This is a genomic window from Streptomyces sp. NPDC003016 (assembly GCF_053591455.1).
The window spans coordinates 110859-131194 of record NZ_JBSFTV010000004.1; the positions used below are offsets into that span (position 1 = coordinate 110859).

19 protein-coding genes are annotated in these 20336 nt (G+C 71.7%); 12 read left to right on the top strand and 7 right to left on the bottom strand.

The window, feature by feature from the left end:
- Positions 1-9 precede the first annotated feature (9 nt).
- Positions 10-1221, top strand: a complete 1212-nt coding sequence (locus ACWDZ4_RS04670) for a cytochrome P450 (RefSeq protein ID WP_451506992.1) — start codon at positions 10-12, stop codon at positions 1219-1221.
- A 217-nt stretch (positions 1222-1438) separates the two neighbouring features.
- Here the strand turns inward: ACWDZ4_RS04670 and ACWDZ4_RS04675 are convergent, their stop codons facing one another.
- Positions 1439-2254: a diacylglycerol kinase gene (locus ACWDZ4_RS04675; protein WP_451506993.1), complete on the bottom strand. Its 816-nt coding sequence runs from the start codon at positions 2252-2254 to the stop codon at positions 1439-1441.
- A gap of 165 nt (positions 2255-2419) precedes the next feature.
- On the opposite strand from ACWDZ4_RS04675, the gene ACWDZ4_RS04680 reads away from it, so the two are divergent.
- Positions 2420-3703, top strand: coding sequence for an adenylosuccinate synthase (locus tag ACWDZ4_RS04680; RefSeq protein ID WP_451506994.1), 1284 nt, complete (start codon positions 2420-2422; stop codon positions 3701-3703).
- 86 nt (positions 3704-3789) lie between these two features.
- Here the strand turns inward: ACWDZ4_RS04680 and ACWDZ4_RS04685 are convergent, their stop codons facing one another.
- The 3 genes from ACWDZ4_RS04685 to ACWDZ4_RS04695 all read right to left on the bottom strand — a co-directional run bounded on the left by ACWDZ4_RS04685 (position 3790) and on the right by ACWDZ4_RS04695 (position 6662).
- On the bottom strand, positions 3790-5487 hold the full coding sequence (locus tag ACWDZ4_RS04685; protein WP_451506995.1) for a serine/threonine-protein kinase: 1698 nt from the start codon (positions 5485-5487) through the stop codon (positions 3790-3792).
- 81 nt (positions 5488-5568) lie between these two features.
- Entirely contained in the window at positions 5569-6042 is a 474-nt protein-coding gene (locus ACWDZ4_RS04690) for a MarR family winged helix-turn-helix transcriptional regulator (RefSeq protein ID WP_451506996.1), read from the bottom strand.
- Positions 6039-6662: a DJ-1/PfpI family protein gene (locus ACWDZ4_RS04695; protein ID WP_451506997.1), complete on the bottom strand. Its 624-nt coding sequence runs from the start codon at positions 6660-6662 to the stop codon at positions 6039-6041. Before ACWDZ4_RS04695 ends, ACWDZ4_RS04690 begins: the two co-directional genes overlap by 4 nt.
- A 160-nt stretch (positions 6663-6822) precedes the next feature.
- On the opposite strand from ACWDZ4_RS04695, the gene ACWDZ4_RS04700 reads away from it, so the two are divergent.
- From ACWDZ4_RS04700 to ACWDZ4_RS04710, 3 genes are all read left to right on the top strand, one after another.
- Positions 6823-8181, top strand: a complete 1359-nt coding sequence (locus ACWDZ4_RS04700; protein WP_451506998.1) for an aminotransferase class III-fold pyridoxal phosphate-dependent enzyme — start codon at positions 6823-6825, stop codon at positions 8179-8181.
- A gap of 132 nt (positions 8182-8313) precedes the next feature.
- The gene (locus ACWDZ4_RS04705) at positions 8314-9015 is read left to right on the top strand and encodes a GntR family transcriptional regulator (RefSeq protein ID WP_451506999.1); all 702 of its coding nucleotides are present in this window, start codon (positions 8314-8316) and stop codon (positions 9013-9015) included.
- Positions 9016-9108: 93 nt separating this feature from the next.
- Entirely contained in the window at positions 9109-9759 is a 651-nt protein-coding gene (locus tag ACWDZ4_RS04710) for a hypothetical protein (RefSeq protein WP_451507098.1), read from the top strand.
- A 24-nt stretch (positions 9760-9783) separates the two neighbouring features.
- On the opposite strand, the gene ACWDZ4_RS04715 is transcribed toward ACWDZ4_RS04710, so the two are convergent.
- Positions 9784-10539 (bottom strand): SLATT domain-containing protein, encoded by a 756-nt coding sequence (locus ACWDZ4_RS04715; RefSeq protein ID WP_451507000.1) that lies wholly within the window; start codon positions 10537-10539, stop codon positions 9784-9786.
- Positions 10540-10797: 258 nt separating this feature from the next.
- On the opposite strand from ACWDZ4_RS04715, the gene ACWDZ4_RS04720 reads away from it, so the two are divergent.
- From ACWDZ4_RS04720 to ACWDZ4_RS04750, 7 genes are all read left to right on the top strand, one after another.
- Positions 10798-11133 (top strand): YbaB/EbfC family nucleoid-associated protein, encoded by a 336-nt coding sequence (locus ACWDZ4_RS04720; protein WP_451507099.1) that lies wholly within the window; start codon positions 10798-10800, stop codon positions 11131-11133.
- 71 nt (positions 11134-11204) lie between these two features.
- Positions 11205-11804, top strand: coding sequence for a recombination mediator RecR (recR, locus tag ACWDZ4_RS04725; protein ID WP_451507001.1), 600 nt, complete (start codon positions 11205-11207; stop codon positions 11802-11804).
- The gene (locus ACWDZ4_RS04730; protein ID WP_344489056.1) at positions 11797-12459 is read left to right on the top strand and encodes a DUF5063 domain-containing protein; all 663 of its coding nucleotides are present in this window, start codon (positions 11797-11799) and stop codon (positions 12457-12459) included. Before recR ends, ACWDZ4_RS04730 begins: the two co-directional genes overlap by 8 nt.
- A 229-nt stretch (positions 12460-12688) precedes the next feature.
- A complete protein-coding gene (locus ACWDZ4_RS04735; protein ID WP_214899771.1) occupies positions 12689-13960 on the top strand; it encodes an aspartate kinase in 1272 nt (423 codons plus the stop codon).
- Positions 13957-15015: an aspartate-semialdehyde dehydrogenase gene (locus ACWDZ4_RS04740; protein WP_451507002.1), complete on the top strand. Its 1059-nt coding sequence runs from the start codon at positions 13957-13959 to the stop codon at positions 15013-15015. Before ACWDZ4_RS04735 ends, ACWDZ4_RS04740 begins: the two co-directional genes overlap by 4 nt.
- Positions 15016-15310: 295 nt before the next feature.
- Entirely contained in the window at positions 15311-15970 is a 660-nt protein-coding gene (locus ACWDZ4_RS04745; protein ID WP_093799857.1) for a SigE family RNA polymerase sigma factor, read from the top strand.
- A complete protein-coding gene (locus ACWDZ4_RS04750) occupies positions 15967-17229 on the top strand; it encodes a hypothetical protein (protein ID WP_451507003.1) in 1263 nt (420 codons plus the stop codon). Before ACWDZ4_RS04745 ends, ACWDZ4_RS04750 begins: the two co-directional genes overlap by 4 nt.
- Before the next feature lie 68 nt (positions 17230-17297).
- On the opposite strand, the gene ACWDZ4_RS04755 is transcribed toward ACWDZ4_RS04750, so the two are convergent.
- Positions 17298-18164 (bottom strand): SURF1 family protein, encoded by an 867-nt coding sequence (locus ACWDZ4_RS04755; protein WP_451507004.1) that lies wholly within the window; start codon positions 18162-18164, stop codon positions 17298-17300.
- A gap of 122 nt (positions 18165-18286) precedes the next feature.
- Complete coding sequence (locus ACWDZ4_RS04760; protein ID WP_451507005.1) at positions 18287-20089, bottom strand: prolyl oligopeptidase family serine peptidase; 1803 nt, start codon at positions 20087-20089, stop codon at positions 18287-18289.
- Between the last annotated feature and the right edge of the window lie 247 nt (positions 20090-20336).

Sequence of the window (20336 nt, forward strand, 5' to 3'; positions counted from 1 at the left end):
CGTCGGTCCATGGCAGAGACGTTCGACCCCTCGTCGCCCTCCTTCGTCGCCGACCCCTACCCCGCCTACGCCGAGCTGCGCGCCGGCGGCCGCGCCCACTGGTACGAGCCGACGCGGCAGTGGCTGGTCCCGCACCACGCCGACGTCTCCGCCCTCCTGCGCGACCGCCGCCTCGGCCGTACGTACCTCCACCGCTTCACGCACGAGGAGTTCGGCCGTACGCCGCCGCCGTCCGGGCACGAGCCGTTCCACGCGCTCAACGACCACGGGCTGCTGGACCTCGAAGCCCCGGACCACACCCGGATCCGGCGCCTGGTCTCCAAGGCGTTCACCCCGCGCACGGTGGAACGGCTGGCGCCCACCGTGCGGCGGCTGGCGGCGGAGCTGGCCGGGGCGTTCGTCGCGGAGGGCGGCGGGGACCTGCTGTCCGCCGTCGCCGAACCGCTGCCGGTCGCCGTCATCGCGGAGATGCTCGGCATCCCGGAGCCGGACCGCTCCCTCCTGCGGCCCTGGTCGGCGGACATCTGCGGGATGTACGAGCTGAACCCGACGGAGGAGACGGCCCGGCGGGCGGTCCGGGCATCGGTCGAATTCTCGGCGTACCTGCGGGAGCTGATCGCCGTACGCCGCAAGGACCCGGGCCCCGACCTCGTCTCGGCGCTGATCGCCGCGCACGACGACGAGGACGGCGGCCGGCTCGGCGAGCAGGAGATGATCTCGACGTGCGTGCTGCTGCTGAACGCGGGGCACGAGGCGACGGTGAACACGACGGCCAACGGCTGGTGGACGCTGCTGCGCCATCCGGAGCGGCTGGCCGCGCTGCGCGCGGACCACGGGCTGCTCCCCACCGCCGTGGAGGAACTGATGCGGTACGACACGCCGTTGCAGCTCTTCGAACGGTGGGTGCTCGACGACATCGAGGTCGGTGGGACGGTCATTCCGCGTGGCGCGGAAGTGGCGCTGCTCTTCGGCTCGGCGAACCGGGATCCGGCGGCCTTCGACCGCCCCGAAGCCCTGGACCTCTCCCGCGCCGGCAATCCGCACGTCTCGTTCGGCGCGGGCATCCACTACTGCCTGGGCGCACCGCTGGCCCGGCTCGAACTGGCCGCATCGTTCGGTGAGTTGCTGCGCCGTGCTCCCGCGATGCGGCTCGCGGCGGAGCCGGAGTGGAAGCCGGGGTACGTCATCCGGGGGCTGCGGGAGCTGCGCGTCGAGCTCTGACCCGTTGCGGCGATCGCGGGGACGGGGATCGGGGACGGGGGAGCCGGGGGACGGGGGAGCCGGTCAGGCCGGCAGGCCGCGGCGGCGCAGACCCCGCGAGCTCCGCCCACCACCAGCACCTCCGCCCACCACCACCGCCCACCACCACCAGCACCACCGCCCACCACCAGCACCGCCGCCGCCCAGGCCGCCACCGCCGCCCAGGCCGCCACCGCCGTCAGGCCGGCAGCAGCAGCGACCACGCCCCCGGCCGCACCGTCCACGTCCGCCGCCGGACCGGGCCCGACACCAGCGCGTCGGCCCGGTAGCGGAAGTCCGCCCCCGACACCGTCACCGCGAGCGCCTCCACCCGCACCTGCTCCCCGCCCTGCGGGCGGATCACCACCTCGGCGCGGCCGCCGCGCGAGCACAGCGAGACGTCCTCGACCGGCCGGTCCAGGTCGTTCAGCAGGACCCCGTCCGCCTCGACGCGCAGCCGGTACGTACGGGCGAGGGGTGGCGCGGGCCGCGGCGCGGGCCGCGCCAGCGCGCGTACCAGCGAACGGCACACCCCCCAGACGGACACGGCGGAGGCGACGGGCGACGGCGCGGCCGGGATCCGCAGATCGCCCAGCACCACCCCGTCGCTGTCGTCCACCAGCAGATCCAGCCGGCGCACCGCCCCTTCCAGGACCGCACGGGCCGCCGCCACCGCCCCCTTCGGCACCCCCAGCGCATGCGCGAGGTCCACCGAGGCCCCCACGGGGACGAGTGCGAGCGCGCCGTCGCCGAGGTCCCTCTCCCGGTGCAGCAGCGCCACCGCGCGCAGCAGCGCCCGGTCGTCGCCGACGACCACGGGGCGGCGGCCGCCCCGCCGCGCCAGGGCCCGCGCGAACTCCTCCGGCCCCTCGGGAAGGCAGATCCTGACGTCGGCACCGGCGCACAGGACGTCCTTCGCGATACGCACGGACTCGCCGTCCGTGCGCCGGGCGACCGGGTCGATGACCACCAGCAGCGGATGCGCGATGCGCGCGGCGGGCTCCGGAGCCGACACCTCGGTCCTTCCTCGGGTAGCATCTTTGTGCAAGAGCCCCTTGCGCTATTGCGCCAGGGGCTTCGTCTATTCCGGGGCAACCGGTCCGACGGCTCAGTATCGGGTGTACGCCGTACGTACGCCCCCTGACCTTGGACATGCCCCGCCCGGAAGGGGTGTACGCCTGTGCCCGCACTTGTGCTGCTCGGTGCTCAGTGGGGTGACGAAGGCAAGGGAAAGGCCACCGACCTGCTCGGTGGATCCGTTGATTATGTAGTGCGCTATCAGGGCGGCAACAACGCCGGCCACACGGTCGTCGTCGGCGACCAGAAGTATGCGCTGCATCTCCTCCCTTCCGGAATCCTCTCGCCTGAGTGCACGCCGGTCATCGGTAACGGCGTCGTCATCGACCCGTCGGTCCTGCTCTCCGAGCTGAGCGGTCTGAACGAGCGAGGCGTCGACACGTCCAAGCTCCTGATCAGCGGCAACGCCCACGTCATCACGACGTACAACGTCACGGTCGACAAGGTGACGGAACGCTTCCTCGGCAAGCGCAAGATCGGCACCACGGGCCGCGGCATCGGCCCGACGTACGCGGACAAGATCAACCGCACCGGCATCCGCGTGCAGGACCTCTACGACGAGTCGATCCTCACCCAGAAGGTCGAGGCGGCTCTGGAGATCAAGAACCAGCTGCTCACGAAGTTGTACAACCGCCGCGCGATCGAGGCCGGGCAGATCGTCGAGGAGCTGCTGACGCACGGCGAGAACATCAAGCAGTACGTCGCCGACACGACGCTCATCCTCAACAACGCGCTCGACGAGGACAAGGTCGTCCTCTTCGAGGGCGGTCAGGGCACGCTGCTCGACGTCGACCACGGCACGTACCCCTTCGTGACGTCGTCGAACCCGACCGCGGGCGGCGCCTGCACGGGTACCGGCGTGGGGCCGACGAAGATCAGCCGCGTCATCGGCATCCTCAAGGCGTACACCACGCGCGTCGGCGCCGGTCCGTTCCCGACGGAGCTGTTCGACGAGGACGGCGAGGCGCTGCGCCGCATCGGTGGCGAGCGCGGTGTCACCACCGGCCGCGACCGCCGCTGCGGCTGGTTCGACGCCCCGATCGCGCGGTACGCGACGCGGGTCAACGGTCTGACGGACTTCTTCCTCACGAAGCTGGACGTGCTGACCGGCTGGGAGCAGATCCCGGTGTGCGTGGCGTACGAGATCGACGGCAAGCGCGTCGAGGAGCTCCCGTACAGCCAGACCGACTTCCACCACGCGAAGCCGGTGTACGAGAACTTCCCCGGCTGGTCCGAGGACATCTCGAAGGCGAAGACCTTCGACGAGCTTCCGAAGAACGCGAAGGCGTACGTGAAGGCGCTGGAGGAGATGTCGGGCGCGCCGATCTCGGCGATCGGTGTCGGTCCCGGCCGCACCGAGACGATCGAGATCAACTCGTTCATCTGACCCGACGGAACGAGCGGTACGACGCGGGGCCCCGGTGTGGGAACACGCCGGGGCCCCGCGCCGTGTCCGGGTGGCGCGGGGCTTCGTCAGTCTGATCTCGTGTACGTGAGGGACTCGCCGCCGGCGGTGTTCACCCGGCGGAGCCGGCCGTCGGGGAGCAGCGTCACCTCGGTCGCGGCGCCCGGCGTGCAGGAGCTCATCGGCTCGCCGGTGGTGACGCGGGACGGGCCGATCCGCAGGGGCGAGCCGTCGCTCGGGTCGGCGGCCAGGTCCGCCTCGAAGACGCAGTGGTAGGTGCCGCCGCCCTCGGCCGGGCCGTCCGCGGTGAGGGAGAGGACGGGGGCGCCCGCCTTTCCCTGCCGGATGACGAGGCGCCGTGTGCTGTGCCCCGCTTCGCTGTCGAGGCCGCTGATCCAGGTGCCGAGGTATCCGGCGGGTATGGAGCCGTCCTGGGGGGCGGTGGAGGTGGGCGAGGGGGCGGGTGTCTTTTCCCTCTGCGTGGACGGGGCGGGGCTTTTGGTGCGGGTGTCCTGGTGGGAGGTGTGCTGTTCTTCGTTTCCCGTGTTCATGAAGGTGTACACGGAACCACCCGCGCCGAGCGCGACGACCAGCGCCACGGCGATCAGCGCGGCGGTCGCACGCCCGCTGCGGGGCGGTGGCTCGGGGGGCGGCGGCTGGTAGGCGTACTGCGGCGCGGGGTGGCCGTAGCCGCCGGGCGGGGTGGGGTGCGGCGGGGGTGCGGGGTGCGGGGGACGCGGCGGCGTGTGGTGCGGCTGGGGCCGGGCGTACGGGGTGGGCGGTGCCGGGGTGGGCGGCGTGACGACGGTCGGCATCGCGTGCAGGCCGGGGGTTCCGGGTGGTCCCGGATCGGCCGGGTTCTCGACGTCCAGGAGGTGTGTGGCGTGGCGGCCGAGGTGGGCCACCAGGGTTGCCGGGAGCCAGGGCTCGTTGCCGGCGCCGCCCCGGGTGCGCTCCAGGATGTCGGTGAGGGCGGGGCGTGCGGTGGGGTCTTTGTGCAGGCAGGCCCGGACGAGGTCCTGGAGGCCCTCCGGGATCCGGCCCAGCGCCGGTGGTTCGGTCGCGATGCGGTACATCAGCGCGTGGACGCCGCTGTCGGCCGTGCCGAACGGGAGGCGGCCCGTCGCCGCGTACGCCAGGACCGAGCCCAGGCAGAAGATGTCGCACGCCGGGGTGATCGGCTCGCCGCGGACCTGCTCCGGGGCCATGAACCCGGGGGAGCCGACCAGGGCGCCGACCCTGGTCAGGGCGACGGTGGTCGTGGCCGTCTCCAGGGCGCGCGCGATGCCGAAGTCGATGACGCGGGGGCCGTCGATGGTGATGAGGATGTTGGACGGTTTGAGGTCGCGGTGGACGAGGCCGGCCGCGTGGATGTCCCGGAGCGCGTGCGCGAGGCCCGCCCCCAGGATGTGGACGGACCGCTCCGGCAGCGGGCCGTGGCCGGCGGCGTGCCCGGAAATGACCGCCTGGAGGTCCGGCCCCGCGACGTACCCCGTGGCGACCCACGGGATCGCCGCCTCCGTGTCGGCGTCGAGAACCGGCGCCGTCCACTGCCCCCCGACCCGTCTCGCCGCCGCCACCTCCTGGCGGAAGCGGGCGCGGAACTCCTCCTGCTCGGCGAGTTCTTGCCGTACCAGCTTGACCGCGACCGTACGGCCGCGGTCGGAGCGGGCCAGGTAGACCTGCCCCATCCCGCCCGCACCGAGGCGTGCCAACAGCCGGTAGGCGCCGATCTGTTGCGGGTCTTTCGGACCCAGCTCCTCCATGACGGCGTCACCCCTCCCCCGAAACGTCCCCCAACGGACCGAGAGTAGTGCGCCGGTACGACAACGACGGGTTCCGGGTGCCTACGGTTGCGGGACGCGCGCGGGCTCCGCGACCGCTTCCAGCGCCTTGGAGAGCCGCTCCAGCACCCGCACCGTCTCGGCGAACCCCTCCTCGCCCAGCTCCGCCCCGAGCCGCGCCGCGAGCGCCGTGTGTCCCGGCTCGATCTTCCGTACGGCGTCCCGGCCGGCCGGGGTGGGCCGCAGCAGCTTGGCCCGGCGGTGGGCGGGGTTGGGGGCGTACTCCGCGAGGCCCTTCGTCACGAGGAGGTCGGCGATGCGCTGCACGCTCTGGCGGGTGATCCCCATGGCGCGGGCGATCCCGGCGACGGGCAGGGGCTCGTGGAGGACGGCGCCGACGACCTGCCACCAGGCGGCGGTCAGCCCGGCCGGGCGGGCCAGGTCCTCGGAGACGGCGAGGAACTGGCCGTTCAGACGGAAGACGCCGAGCGCGGTGCGGCTCAGCAGTTCCTGCTCCGGGGTGTTTTCGCCGCTCACGACTCCAGCACCTCGAAGGCCGACGCGTCCGAGTCGTGGAACAGCCGGTACCAGGCGTCGAGCTTCTCGCCCTCGTACACACCGAGGCGGGAGAAGACCTCGCGCGCGAACGCGACCGGCTCGGTCGGTCCCGCGGTGATCAGGAGGCCGTCCTCGGCGGTGACGGCGTCCGCCTCGCGGTAGTGCTCGCCGCCCTTGTAGCCGGTCGCGGCCAGGCAGAAGGACGCGGCGCCGGTGTGCGCGCGGTCGTCGAGCAGTCCCTCGCGCGCCAGCCCGGCCGTGGCCCCGCAGATCGCGGCGACCGGCACGCCCGCGTCGAGGAACGCGCGCGCCTTGCGGGCGAAGGGGGCGAGGCCGTCGGAGCCCGCCGTGGCGGCGGCTGCTGTCTCGGTCCAGAGGCTCGCGCCGGTGAGGACGAGCAGGGCGCTGTCCTCGGGGCGTACGTCGTCGAGGGTGAGGTCGGGCTGGATGCGCAGGCCGCCCATGGTCGTGACGGGACCGGTGGTCGCGGCGACGGTCCGGACGGTGTAGCCGTTCTGCGCGAGGTGGGCGGTGGTGTGGCCCGTCTCCCAGTCGGCGAAGGTGTCGTAAACGGCGAGGTGCACGGTCTTGGCTGTCATGACGGTCTCCCCGGTTCCGAAGTCTTATGACAGCATACTGCCTACTGGACAGCATGCTGTCAAAAGTGACCGGGGGCATCGACACCCTGCTCACCAAAGTGGCGCAGTCCATACAAGGTGGCCATGTCGTGCTCCATCCGGGCGTCTCTACGCTGGCCCCATGACCCCTCATGTCGATTCCCGGGCCGGCGCGGCCGTGAAGGCCGCAGACCGCGCCCACGTGTTCCACTCCTGGTCCGCCCAGGGCCTGATCGATCCGCTCGCCGTCGCCGGCGCCGAGGGTTCGTACTTCTGGGACTACGAAGGCAACCGCTACCTCGACTTCGCCAGCGGCCTCGTCTTCACCAACATCGGCTACCAGCACCCGAAGGTCGTCGCGGCGATCCAGGAGCAGGCCGCGACCCTCTCCACCTTCGCGCCCGCCTTCGCCGTCGAACCGCGCTCCGAGGCCGCACGCCTCATCGCCGAGCGCACCCCCGGCGACCTCGACAAGATCTTCTTCACCAACGGCGGCGCCGAGGCCGTCGAGAACGCCGTCCGCATGGCCCGTCTGCACACGGGCCGCCACAAGGTGCTGGCCGCCTACCGCTCGTACCACGGCGGTACGACCACCGCGATCAACCTGACCGGCGACCCGCGCCGCTGGGCCTCCGACAACGGCACGTCGGGGACGGTGCACTTCTGGGGGCCGTTCCTGTACCGCTCGCCCTTCTACGCCGAGACCGAGGCCCAGGAGTGCGCCCGCGCGCTCCAGCACCTCGAAGACACCATCGCCTTCGAGGGCCCGGCCGCGATCGCCGCGATCGTGCTGGAGACGATCCCGGGCACGGCCGGCATCATGACGCCGCCGCCCGGCTACCTCGCGGGCGTGCGCGAGATCTGCGACCGGTACGGCATCGTCTTCGTCCTCGACGAGGTCATGGCGGGCTTCGGCCGTACGGGCAAGTGGTTCGCCTCCGAGCACTTCGACGTCGTACCGGACCTGATGACCTTCGCGAAGGGCGTCAACTCGGGTTACGTGCCGCTGGGCGGCGTGGCGATCTCCGCCGAGATCGCCGAGACCTTCGAGAAGCGCCCCTACCCCGGCGGCCTCACCTACTCCGGCCACCCGCTGGCCTGCGCGGCCGCCGTCGCCACCCTCCGGGTGATGGAGGAGGAGGGCGTCGTCGAGAACGCCGCGCGCATCGGCGAGACGGTGATCGCCCCGGGCCTGCGCGAGCTGGCGGAGCGCCACCCGAGCATCGGCGAGATCCGCGGTACGGGCATGTTCTGGGCCCTCGACCTGGTCAAGGACCGCGAGACCCGTGAACCGCTCGTCCCGTACAACGCGACGGGCGAGGCCAACGCCCCGATGGCGGCGTTCGGCGCGGCCTGCAAGAAGAACGGCCTGTGGCCCTTCATCAACATGAACCGCACGCACGTCGTCCCGCCGTGCAACGTCACCGAGGCGGAGGCGAAGGAGGGCCTGGCGGCCCTGGACATCGCCCTGTCGGCGGCGGACGAGCACACCACCGCCTGACACGCCCCTCTTCCGCGGCGCCCCCTTCGCGCGCGTCCCGCCCGCGCGCGAAGGGGGCGCCGCCGCCCCTTCCCCCAGGCTCCCGGCAGCACCGCCTAAGGTGTCCGGAGCCGGACGAAGGGGAAAGACGCCATGCCCGCGAGCGGACCTGTGACCCGCAATACCCTGCGGCAGCAGATAGCCGACGCACTGCGTGACGAGGTGCTCGCGGGGCGTTTGCGGCCGGGGCAGGAATTCACCGTCAAGCAGATCGCCGACCAGTACGGGGTCTCCGCGACGCCCGTCAGGGAAGCGCTCGTCGACCTGGCGGCGCAGAGCCTGCTCGACTCCGACCAGCACCGCGGCTTCCGCGTCCGCGAGATCTCGGTGGAGGACTTCCGGGGCATGGTCGAAGCACGTTCCCTGATCGCCGACGGCATCTTCCGCAAGCTCGCCGAAAGCGGCCGGAGCGTGACGGGGGCCAGCGTGCTCATGGCCGTAAGACGCCGGGCGGACGAGGCGGCGCGGGCGGCCCGCGCCGGGGACCTGGACATATTCATCGGGTACGACCTGCGCTTCTGGCGCGAGCTCGGCGTCCTCGTCGAGAACCCGCACATCTCCACGTTCCTGCACCAGTTGCGGCTGCGCTGCTGGGTCTTCTCCGTCCCGCACCTGCGGGGCGACCCGGACCTCGGGGCCCGGATGTGGAACGGCCACTCGGACGTCGTGGACGCGGTGACGCGGGGGGACGTCGAGGCGGTGCGGGCGGTCATCGGGGCGTACCACGCGAAGATGCTGGCGTGGGCCGAGGGGCTCGAGAGCGGCGAACGTGGCGAGAGCGGCCGCATCGGTTGAACAGACTGGGGCGACCCGCGAACTGTGCGCGGCGACCCGGTAGCACTACGCTGCCTGGACTGCCGCACGAACCCAGTGGAGAGCGAGCCGTACGTGGCCTGTGACCTGTGGCTGGTCCCCCTCGTCGATGTGCTGTGCCACAGCCCCGACAACCCCTTCGCCGAAGAGATCGCGTCGTACGACAAGGCCCTCACCGAAGCGGGCCTGCCGACCGTTCCCGTGTTCGCCTACATGCCGGGCCTCTCGGGTGACGTCGCCCCGGTGGCGGGCTTCGACTACGACGCCCTGCACTTCCTGCGCCGCGCGTACCTGCTCCGGATCTGCGGCCTGGAGGTGACGCCGGTGGACGCCCTGGGCGGCGACTACGAGCAGCTCCTGGAGATGTTCGAACCGACGGCCCAGCAGTCGCACCTGGTCTGGCACTACGACCACGCGGGCGCGTACGTCCCGGTGGACTACGCGGCGCCCCTGTCCAACGAGGAACTCCTGGCCGGCGGCGGCCCGCTGGGCTCCACCCAGGGCCTGCTGCGCGAGCTGGAATTCGTCGCCCCCGCGATAGGCATCGATCCGGTGAACCCGCCGTCACCGCCCCGCCCGCCCGCCCGGCCCACCACCCTGGAAGAGCCGGCGGACGCCCTTCCGTACGACGACAGTCCCTTCGCCCGCGAACGCCACGTCTGGCTGGGCCTGCACGCGGCGGCGACCCGGAGCCTCGGCCAAGGCTCCATGATCATCTTCAGCTAGCCGTACGAAACCGCCGCGCCCGCCTCAGCGGGGCGACTCCGGGGGCCGCTGCCGCGGCATGTTCGGCCGCGTCCCCGGAGGCAACGTGTACCGCCCGGCCGGCGCCCCGCCGTCCGGGCGGGCCGTGCCGGCCCCCTCCGCGGGCCGCGTTCCCAGGGGCACGTACCCCGCCCGGAACTCCGTCATCCAGTCCGCGGTCTCCGACCGCACCAGCTCCGCCACGTCCTCCGAGAACCGCCGCAGCACGGTCAGGCACCGCTCGGCCGCCTCGCCGGCCGTCCCCTCCGCCGGGCCGAGGATCTCCCGTACGCTCTCCGACGCCCAGTCGAACTGCAACGCCTCCAGGCGCCGCTGCACCGCCTGCGCCGTGGCCACGTCCCTGACCCATCCCGACGTGAGCCCGAAGTACCGGTCGCAGGCCACGCACGCGGCTCCCAGCAGCAGCGCCAGGTAGCCCCACCCCGCGGCGCCGTCCACCGCCCCCGCCAGGTCGACGAGCGGCAGCGAGGCCCCGGTGATCACGCCGGCGGCCGTACCCGCCCGCAGCGCACGGGCCCCGCGCCGCTTCCAGGTCCGGTCGGCGAGGTACCAGCCGGCCGTGCGCAGCGCGTTCGCCTCCACCCACCGGTAGAGCTCGTCGAGGCGCTCCGCCGGCTCGCCCCAGTCGCCGAGGGGAAAGGGCCTCCCGGTCAGGTCGCCCTCGTCGTGCGACCGCTCGGGGGCGCCCCCGCCCTCCCCCCGGACCGGCGACCCCTCGGGCTGCATCTCCGGCTGGCTCACCGGGCACTCCTCTGCGCTTGCGCTGTATGCGTGATCCGTGACATTGCGTGAAGTGGTGTGGCGTGCTCTTCCTACCGCCGAATGGTGGGCCGTGGGGCCGATATACCGGTTTTTCCGGCCGGAACCAGGACGTGGTCAGCCGTAGGAGCCCGGCGGTCTCACTCGAAAGAGTCCCTCGCAGGGCATGGCGCGCGCTGCCCGTCGAACACGTAGGCTCGCCTTACCGAAACAATCGTCGACGAAGTGCCAGGAGTGACCGTGATTCCCGGTGGTGGCCAGCCCAACATGCAGCAGCTGCTCCAGCAGGCCCAGAAGATGCAGCAGGACCTCGCCAAGGCGCAGGAGGAGCTCGCGCGGACCGACGTCGACGGTCAGGCCGGCGGTGGTCTGGTGAAGGCGACCGTCAACGGCTCCGGAGAGCTCCGCGCCCTGGTGATCGACCCCAAGGCGGTCGACCCGGAGGACACCGAGACCCTCGCGGACCTGATCGTCGCCGCGGTCCAGGCCGCGAACGAGAACGCGCACCAGCTCCAGCAGGAGAAGCTCGGCCCGCTGGCCCAGGGGCTGGGCGGGATGCCGGGTCTGCCCTTCTAAGGCGGCCCCGCAGGAACTACCGTACGTACCAGGCAAGACCGCAGCACCGGCAGGGCAAGGAAGGCAATCCGTTGTACGAAGGCGTGGTCCAGGACCTCATCGACGAGTTGGGCAGGCTGCCCGGCGTCGGTCCCAAGAGCGCGCAGCGGATCGCCTTCCACATCCTCCAGGCCGAGCCGACCGATGTGCGCCGCCTCGCCCATGCCCTCGTGGAGGTCAAGGACAAGGTCCGTTTCTGCGTGGTGTGCGGCAATGTCGCACAGGAGGAGCGGTGCGGGATCTGCCGTGATCCGCGCCGCGACCCGGCGGTCATCTGTGTCGTCGAAGAGCCGAAGGATGTCGTCGCGGTCGAGCGGACGCGCGAGTTCCGCGGCCGCTACCACGTACTCGGCGGGGCCATCAGCCCCATCGAGGGCGTGGGCCCCGACGACCTGCGGATCCGCGAGCTGCTGACGCGCCTCGCGGACGGCACCGTCACCGAGCTGATCCTGGCCACCGATCCGAACCTGGAGGGCGAGGCGACCGCCACGTACCTGGCCAGGATGGTCAAGCCGATGGGTCTGCGGGTGACGCGCCTGGCCAGTGGACTCCCCGTCGGGGGAGATCTTGAGTACGCCGACGAGGTCACGCTGGGCCGTGCCTTCGAGGGGAGACGATTGCTCGATGTCTGATGCCAAGCTGCTGCATGCGGTGGTGCAGGACCCGGACGATTTCGCGGTCCAGATCGCCGACCAGATCGAGAGCTTCATCGTCGCCGTCACGGAAGTGGCGAAGGGCGACGAGCCCGACAGCGCGGTCCCGTTCCTGCTGCTGGAGGTGTCCCAGCTTCTCCTGGCCGGCGGCAGGCTGGGCGCGCACGAGGACATCGTTCCCGACGACCGCTACGAGGCGGACACCGGCCCGGAGCCGGACCCGGACGACCTGCGCCGGCGTTTCGCCGTCATGCTCGACCCGATCGACGTGTACTCCGAGGTCTTCGACCCGTACGAGCCGCGCAAGGCGCCCGTCGCCTGCCGCATCTCCGACGACCTGGCCGACATCATCACCGACCTGCGCCACGGCCTGGCCCACTACCGGGCGGGGCGGACCACCGAAGCGCTGTGGTGGTGGCAGTTCTCGTACTTCTCGAACTGGGGCCCCACCGCCTCCGCCTGTCTGCGCGCCCTCCAGTCCCTGGTGGCGCACGTCCGCCTGGACCAGCCGCTGCAGGAGCTGGACGGCCTGGACACGGACGAGGACCTGGACGAGGAGGACCTGGAGAAGGAAGCCGGCAAGGTCATGGCCGAGGAGCTGGCGGGCCCGCTGGGCCTGCACACGGCGACCTGAGACCTGCGGTGACCTGCGATGACCTGTGGTGCACGGGAGCGTGCGAGCGTGTGACCCGCCCCACGTTCCGCGTACCCGGAGTCCGCCGGGGCAGGCATTCCCACCGAGCGGGCGGGTCGCCGCATGGCCGGATCGTGAGCGGGACATCTCACGATGCGATATCACGTGGGCGGTCCCGCCCCGCTCGGTAAAATGAGCCGACCGCAGTAATGACTAACGAGGAGCGCACGTGGGCCTTGTCGTGCAGAAGTACGGAGGCTCCTCCGTAGCCGATGCCGAAGGCATCAAGCGGGTCGCCAAGCGAATCGTCGATGCCAAGAAGAACGGCCACCAGGTCGTCGTCGTGGTTTCGGCGATGGGTGACACGACGGACGAGTTGATCGACCTCGCCGAGCAGGTATCCCCCATCCCTGCCGGACGTGAATTCGACATGCTGCTGACCGCGGGTGAGCGGATTTCCATGGCCCTGCTGGCCATGGCGATCAAAAACCTGGGCCACGAGGCCCAGTCGTTCACGGGCAGCCAGGCAGGTGTCATCACCGACTCGGTCCACAACAAAGCGCGCATCATCGATGTCACGCCGGGCCGGATCCGCACCGCCCTCGACGAGGGCAACATCGCCATCGTCGCCGGTTTCCAGGGTGTGTCCCAGGACAAGAAGGACATCACCACCCTCGGCCGGGGCGGGTCGGACACGACCGCGGTCGCCCTCGCGGCAGCGCTGGACGCCGAGGTCTGTGAGATCTACACCGATGTGGACGGTGTCTTCACCGCCGACCCCCGGGTCGTGAAGAAGGCCCGGAAGATCGACTGGATCTCCTTCGAGGACATGCTGGAGCTCGCCGCCTCCGGCTCCAAGGTGCTGCTGCACCGGTGCGTGGAGTACGCACGCCGTTACAACATCCCGATCCACGTCCGCTCGTCCTTCTCGGGACTGCGCGGCACCTGGGTCAGCAACGAGCCGCAAGGGGACCAGCAGGTGGAGCACGCCATCATCTCCGGAGTCGCCCACGACGTCTCCGAAGCCAAGGTCACGGTCGTCGGCGTACCGGACAAGCCGGGCGAGGCCGCGGCGATCTTCCGGTCCATCGCGGACGCCGAGATCAACATCGACATGGTCGTGCAGAACGTCTCGGCCGCGTCGACGGGTCTGACCGACATCTCCTTCACCCTTCCCAAGACCGAGGGCCGCAAGGCCATCGACGCCCTGGAGAAGACGAAGAGCACCATCGGTTTCGACTCCCTCCGTTACGACGACCAGATCGGCAAGATCTCCCTGGTCGGCGCCGGCATGAAGACGAACCCGGGTGTGACGGCGGGCTTCTTCGAGGCACTTGCCGACGCGGGTGTGAACATCGAGCTGATCTCGACGTCCGAGATCCGCATCTCGGTCGTCACCCGCGCCGACGACGTCAACGAGGCCGTGCGCGCCGTGCACTCCGCCTTCGGCCTGGACAGCGACTCCGACGAGGCGGTCGTCTACGGAGGCACCGGGCGGTGACCGGCAAGCCGACGCTCGCGGTCGTCGGGGCGACCGGAGCCGTCGGCGCCGTCATGCTCCAGATCCTGTCCCAGCACGCCGACGTCTGGGGCGAGATCCGACTCCTCGCCTCCCCGCGCTCGGCCGGCCGCAAGCTGGTCGTGCGCGGGGAGGAGACCGAGGTCCTGGCGCTCTCGGAAGAGGCCCTGAGGGGCGTCGACGTCGCGATGTTCGACGTGCCCGACGAGGTGGCCGCGCGGTGGGCGCCCGTCGCCGCCGCCCAGGGCGCGGTGGTGGTGGACAGTTCCGCGGCCTTCCGGATGGATCCGGATGTCCCGCTGGTCGTTCCCGAGGTCAATCCGCATGCCGTACGGACCCGCCCGCGGTCCATCGTGGCGAGCCCGAACTGCACGACGCTGTCGATGATCGTGGCGGTCGGCGCGCTGCACGCCGAGTTCGGTCTCGCCGGCCTCGTCGTCTCCTCGTACCAGGCCGTGAGCGGCGCGGGCCGGGCCGGCGTCGAGGCACTGCGCACCCAGCTCTCGCTCGTCGCGGGTACGGAGCTGGGGACGCACCCCGGTGACGTGCGACGCGCGGTGGGCGACGACACCGGGCCCTTCGCCGCCCCGATCGCGCTGAACGTGGTGCCGTGGGCCGGCTCGCTCGAGGACGACGGCTGGTCGTCGGAGGAGCTCAAGGTCCGCGCCGAGTCGCGCAAGATCCTGGGCCGGCCCGGTCTGCCGGTGTCGGTCACATGCGTCCGGGTGCCGGTGCTCACCACGCACTCCCTGGTGGTGCACGCGCGCTTCGAGAACGAGGTCTCGGTCGAGCGGGCGCACGAGATCCTGGCGACCGCGCCGGGTGTGGTGCTGTTCGACGACCCGGCGGCGGGGGAGTTCCCGACGCCGGCCGACGTGGTGGGGACCGACCCGACATGGGTGGGACGGGTGCGGCGGTCGCTGGACGATCCGACGGCGCTCGAACTCTTCGTGTGCGGTGACAACCTCCGCAAGGGCGCCGCGCTCAACACCGCGCAGATCGCCGAGCTGGTGGCCGCCGAGCTGGGAGCGGCGTAGCCCGGCGGTGAAATCGGGGCGGTGAGAAGCGGAATCCTTTGTAGGATCTGTGAACGCTCTGTGATCAAGACGGATTCTGTACTACTTGAACCGGAGTGCAGTTCTGTTCGACTATTCGCTCCCCGCCTTACTGCAACCGGCAGTTGGGAGGGGAGCGTCTTTGCGATCGCCCCGGCAAAACGCCGCGACAATTGGGGCATTCAGGAGGGCGGGTGCGCATGCGGGCGTTTGTAACACCGTCAAAAGCGGTGCCTCGCGCGTACAACCCTGTCGGGGGGAAGCGTGTCCAACAGGCGTGGCAGAGGTACTCGACATCACAGTGGGCCCGGCTCGGGGCGCAGCAGTGCGCCCGCTCCGGCGGCCCCGCACGCCCGGCGGCATGCCGGTGATCGCCCCCATGCCGACCACACGTCCCGCCCGTATACCGTCCGCGCGTGAGGGCGCTGAGGACGTCATGACCGCGGGCACCACAGTCGATCACCTGACCGAGACCTACCGGGCTCACTACCGTTCCCTGCTCGGCCTCGCGGCCCTCCTGCTCGACGACACGGCCTCGTGTGAGGACGTTGTGCAGGAAGCTTTCATCCGTGTGCACTCCGCGCGCAACCGGGTCCGCGACCCGCAGAAGACCCTGGCCTACCTGCGCCAGACCGTCGTCAACCTCTCCCGCTCCACGCTGCGCCGCCGCATCCTCGGCCTGAAGCTGCTGTCGAAGCCGATGCCGGACATGGCGAGCGCGGAGGAGGGGGCGTACGACCAGCTGGAGCGTGACGCGCTGATCAAGGCGATGCGGGGACTCCAGCGACGCCAGCGCGAGGTGCTGGTCCTGCGGTACTTCGCGGACATGACGGAGGCTCAGTGCGCCGAGACGCTGGGGATATCCCTGGGTTCGGTGAAGGCGTACGGTTCACGCGGCATAGCGGCGCTCCGCGTCGCCATGGAGGCTTCGGCATGAGCGGAAAGCAAGAGCGGCACGGGCCGGACGGGCCGTTGAACGACCTGACTGGAAAAGCGACAGTGAACGACAGTCCGAACGAGCGCGACGAACCCGGCACGGACGACGGCCTCGGCACGAGCGACGGTCCCGCTGCGGACGACGCTCCCGATACGGGCGGCGGCCTGGGTACGGACGACGGCCTCGGCACGGGCGACGAGCTTGCCCTGCGCCGGATGCTGCGCGGCGCCGTGGAAGAGCTGGAGCCCTCCCGGGACGCCCTGGAACACCTGCGCAAGGCGGTTCCCGCCCGGCGCGCCAGACGGCGCCAGGCCGTCGTCGGCATGGCGGCCGCCGCGCTCTTCATCGGCACGGCTGTCCCCGCCTTCGTCCACGTGGCGAACTCCGACGAGGCGGCCGACGGCCGCCCGTCGATAGCGGGCCACGGGCGGGACACGCACGGCGGCACCGGCTGGGAGAAGGGCGTCGAGGGCGGCAAGGGCAAAAGGGTGGTGGAGAAGCCTTCCGAGAAGGAGCTCTCCCGAGAAGAGAAGAAGAAGCAGAGAAAGAAGGAGAAGGACGCCGAGAAGGGTTCTTCGGACGCCGGCAAGAGCCGCCGCACCGGTGGTGGCGCTGGCGGCGGCGGTGGCGGCGGCGGTGGCGCTCCGGACAGCCTGCCCGCGGCGACGCCGACCTGCGGCGCGAGCCAGCTCGCGGTCGTCTCGGCGGGTACCGGCGTGCCCGACGCCGAGGGCAAGGTGTACGGCACGTTCCGGGTCGTCAACGTCTCCGGCATGCAGTGCACGGTCGCCGGCCGGGGCTCGGTGTACGCGCAGCCGATGGGCGCGGCCGACCCCAGCCGTATCAACGTCGTCGACCACACTTCGGGCGACGCTGCGGCCGGTCTGCCGGACCCGTCCCTGGAGACGACCGGCCTGCTGCTGGAGCCCGACATGGCGTACGAGGTGAAGTTCGCCTGGGTACCGACGGAGAGCTGCCCGACGACCGACCCCTCGCCCGACCCCGTGCCCAGCGATCCGGGCCCTGACCCGGGCCCGACAGGCGGTACGGAAGACGGCGGGGCCGGCGGCACGGGCGACGGGACCGAGACGGAGAAGACCGGCATGGAGCCGCAGCTCGGCACTGAGGACGGCGGCACGGCGGACGGCAGTGTCTCGGTGAGCCACACACCGGAGGCGGGTGCGTCCAGCGCGGCGGCGACGATCTCCCACGCGTGCGCGGGGACGATCTACCGTACGGGCGTGCTGGCGGCGCAGTAGCGGAGCGCAGGGGTACGGCGACGGGGCGGGCACGGCCGGAGACGGCGCCCGCCCCGTCGCCGTACCCCTCAGTCGCGCCTGCCGTCGGGACCGGCCGCGTCGCCGGCGCCCGCGCCGACCGCCACCTCGGCGGCCTGCTGCCCGTCCCCGCTCTCCCGTACCTCTGTCACCCCCGGAGCCTCTGGGCCCTCCGGCAGGATTCCGAGGGCGAGGTCCCGGGCGGCCTCCGCCTCACGGCGCAGGAGCCGGAACCACATGAAGAGCACGAAGCCCGCGAAGACGAACCATTCGCCGGTGTAGCCGAGGTTCTGGAACGCCTTGAGATCGAGACCGCTGCCCTGCGGTGCGACCGCGGGGACGGGCCGCAGGCCGGGATCGCCCTCGGTGAGGGTGATCCAGGCGTCGTACACGTCGTACGGGACGAGATTGACGAGCGAGGCGGCGCTGATCATCCCCACCTGCCCCGCCGGCAGTCCGCCGCCGGTGTGCACGCCGTCGGTGCCCGAGTTCTCGGACGCCTGGAGCGCGCCGGTCACGGTGACCTCGCCCGAGGGCGCGGCCGCGGCCCTGCCCCCGGCGGGCAGCCAGCCGCGCACGACGGGCAGTGCCTTGCCGTCGTCCGTACGCAGCAGGGTCAGCACGTAGGAGCCGCGCTTGCCGTCGAGCTCCCGTCCGGGCACGACGAACTGCTCGACGTAGCGCCCGGTCGCGGTGGCGGGCCGCCCGGAGGTCTCTTTGTCGACGGGAAGCAGCTCTTCGAGGGGTACGGCGGCCTGCGTGCCCGGATCGGGCTTCTCCTCGGCGGCCTGGTGGGTCTCGACGCGGTCTTCGAACCGCCCGAGCTGCCAGGACCCCATGAAGACACAGAAGGGAATGGCCAGCACGACGAAGAGGTGGATCCCCCACCAGCGGGGCGTCAGCAGGAACCGGTACACCCCACCAAGGTACGGGCCCACCTCGCCCCGCACCCAGCCCGGGGTCTCCGGACGCGGGCGTTCCGGCCCGTTCGGGGGGCCGGACCCGGGGACCCGCCCCAGGAATCCGGCCCCCGCCCCCGCTAACCCAGATGCCGGGCGGCGAACTCCAGCTCCAGCCGGACCTGCTTGATCCGCTCCTCCACCACCAGCGACCCGTGCCCCGCGTCGTACCGGTACACCTCGTACACCGCTCCCCGCGCCGCCAGCCGGTCCACGTAGTTCTCGACCTGGCGGATCGGGCAGCGGGGGTCGTTGACGCCCGCGGAGATGTAGACCGGGGCCCGCACCGCGTCGACGTACGTCAGCGGCGAGGACGCCTCGAAGCGCTCCGGGACCTCCTCCGGCGAGCCGCCCAGCAGCGTGCGGTCCAGCGCCTTCAGCGCCTCCATCTCGTCGTGGTACGCCGTCACGTAGTCGGCGACCGGCACCGCCGCCAGCCCCACCGTCCACGCCTCCGGCTGCGTACCGAGACCGAGCAGCGTCAGGTACCCGCCCCACGAACCACCCGCCAGCACCAGCTTCGCCGGGTCCGCGAGGCCGGACGAGACCGCCCACTCCCGGACCGCCGCGATGTCCTCCAGCTCGATCAGCCCGACCCGGTGCTTGAGCGCGTCCGTCCACGCGCGCCCGTACCCGGTGGAACCGCGGTAGTTGACCCGCACGACCGCGTAGCCGTGGTCCACCCACGCCGCCGGCCCGGCCGCGAACGCGTCGCTGTCGTGCCAGGCGGGCCCGCCGTGGATCTCGAAGACCGTCGGGAACGGCCCCTGTCCGGTGGCCGGCTTCTGCACGAGCGCGTGGATCCGCCCGCCGGGCCCCTCCACCCAGGCGTCCTCCACCGGCACCGACGCCGGCGCCTTCGCCCCCGGCGGGTCGAGCACCACGCGCCCCGACGTCGACCGCACCACCGGCGGCCGGGCCGCCGAGGACCACAGGAACTCCACCGACCCGTCCGGCCGGGCCGTGGCGCCCGACACCGTACCGGCCGGCGTCTCGACCTCCACCAGCTGCCGCGTGGCGAAGTCGTACCGCCACAGCTCGCTGCGCGCCTCGAAGCTGTGGACGACGAGCAGCGCGGACCCGTCCGGATACCACTCGGCCGATACGTCGCCCGGCAGCTCGATCCCCAGCTCGGTCTCCTCGCCCGACGCCACGTCCCACACCATCGGCTCCCAGCGCCCGCGCCGCTGATGCCCGACCAGCAGCCGGGTGTCCCCGTCGACCGGAGCGAAGCCGAGCACCTCGAGCCCCAGCTCGGCCTCCCCGCCGCGGGTGTCGTCCAGCTCGGCCACACCGCTGCCGTCCAGCCGCATCACCCGCAGCGCGGAGTGCATCGCGTCGCCGTGCTCGGTGTGCTCGATCGCGACCAGCGTCCCGTCGTGCGACATGTCTCCGACACCGGCCGACTCCCGGTGCCGGTAGATCTCGACGGGCCCGGCGCCCGGCCGTACGACATGCACCGTGGACCCGTCCTCGTCGGTCGAGCGCCCCACCACCGCCGTCCCGTCCCGCCCGAGCGCGAGCCCGCCGGGGTACGACGGCTCCAGCCCCGGCGCCGCCGGCTCGTCCGCGCCACCCGCGAACGGCTGCCGCATCCAGACGCCGAACTCGTCCCCGTCCGTGTCGCTGAACCACCAGATCCACTCGCCGTCGGGCGTCAGCACCCCGTCCGTGGTCCCGTTCGGCCGGTCGGTGGCCTGCCGCTGCGCTCCGGTCGCCCGGTCCCAGGCGTACAGCTCGTACGTCCCCGTCGCGTTGGACACGAACAACGCGCGGTCCGGCGCGTCCTCGGCCCAGTCGGGCAGCGAGACGCGCGGCGCCCTGAAGCGCTTCTCCCAGTCGGGTATGGACATGGCCTGTGCGGACCCGGTGCTCTCAGTCATCCCCCCATTCTGCGCCGCCCCAGAACAGGTACACACAACGCATCAGGGCCACCTACTCTGTGAGTAGATGACCCTGATGCTCAGCTGTCGGGGTGGCGGGATTTGAACCCACGACCTCTTCGTCCCGAACTAGGTACGGAAAGATCGTTGACCTGCGTCCTCTAGCTTCAACGCAGGTCAGGGCCTTGGTATGAGTTGGTCTCGCGAGGCGTTGGAAGGCTCGCCTCCCAAGATCCACTCCCCGTTC

Coding starts and splice junctions, on each gene's coding strand:
- ACWDZ4_RS04730 (WP_344489056.1), top strand. CDS start 11,797: ATGTCTGATGCCAAGCTGCTGCATGCGGTGGTGCAGGACCCGGACGAT.
- ACWDZ4_RS04750 (WP_451507003.1), top strand. CDS start 15,967: ATGAGCGGAAAGCAAGAGCGGCACGGGCCGGACGGGCCGTTGAACGAC.
- ACWDZ4_RS04695 (WP_451506997.1), bottom strand. CDS start 6,662: ATGACAGCCAAGACCGTGCACCTCGCCGTTTACGACACCTTCGCCGAC.
- ACWDZ4_RS04685 (WP_451506995.1), bottom strand. CDS start 5,487: ATGGAGGAGCTGGGTCCGAAAGACCCGCAACAGATCGGCGCCTACCGG.
- ACWDZ4_RS04700 (WP_451506998.1), top strand. CDS start 6,823: ATGACCCCTCATGTCGATTCCCGGGCCGGCGCGGCCGTGAAGGCCGCA.
- ACWDZ4_RS04760 (WP_451507005.1), bottom strand. CDS start 20,089: ATGACTGAGAGCACCGGGTCCGCACAGGCCATGTCCATACCCGACTGG.
- ACWDZ4_RS04705 (WP_451506999.1), top strand. CDS start 8,314: ATGCCCGCGAGCGGACCTGTGACCCGCAATACCCTGCGGCAGCAGATA.
- ACWDZ4_RS04670 (WP_451506992.1), top strand. CDS start 10: ATGGCAGAGACGTTCGACCCCTCGTCGCCCTCCTTCGTCGCCGACCCC.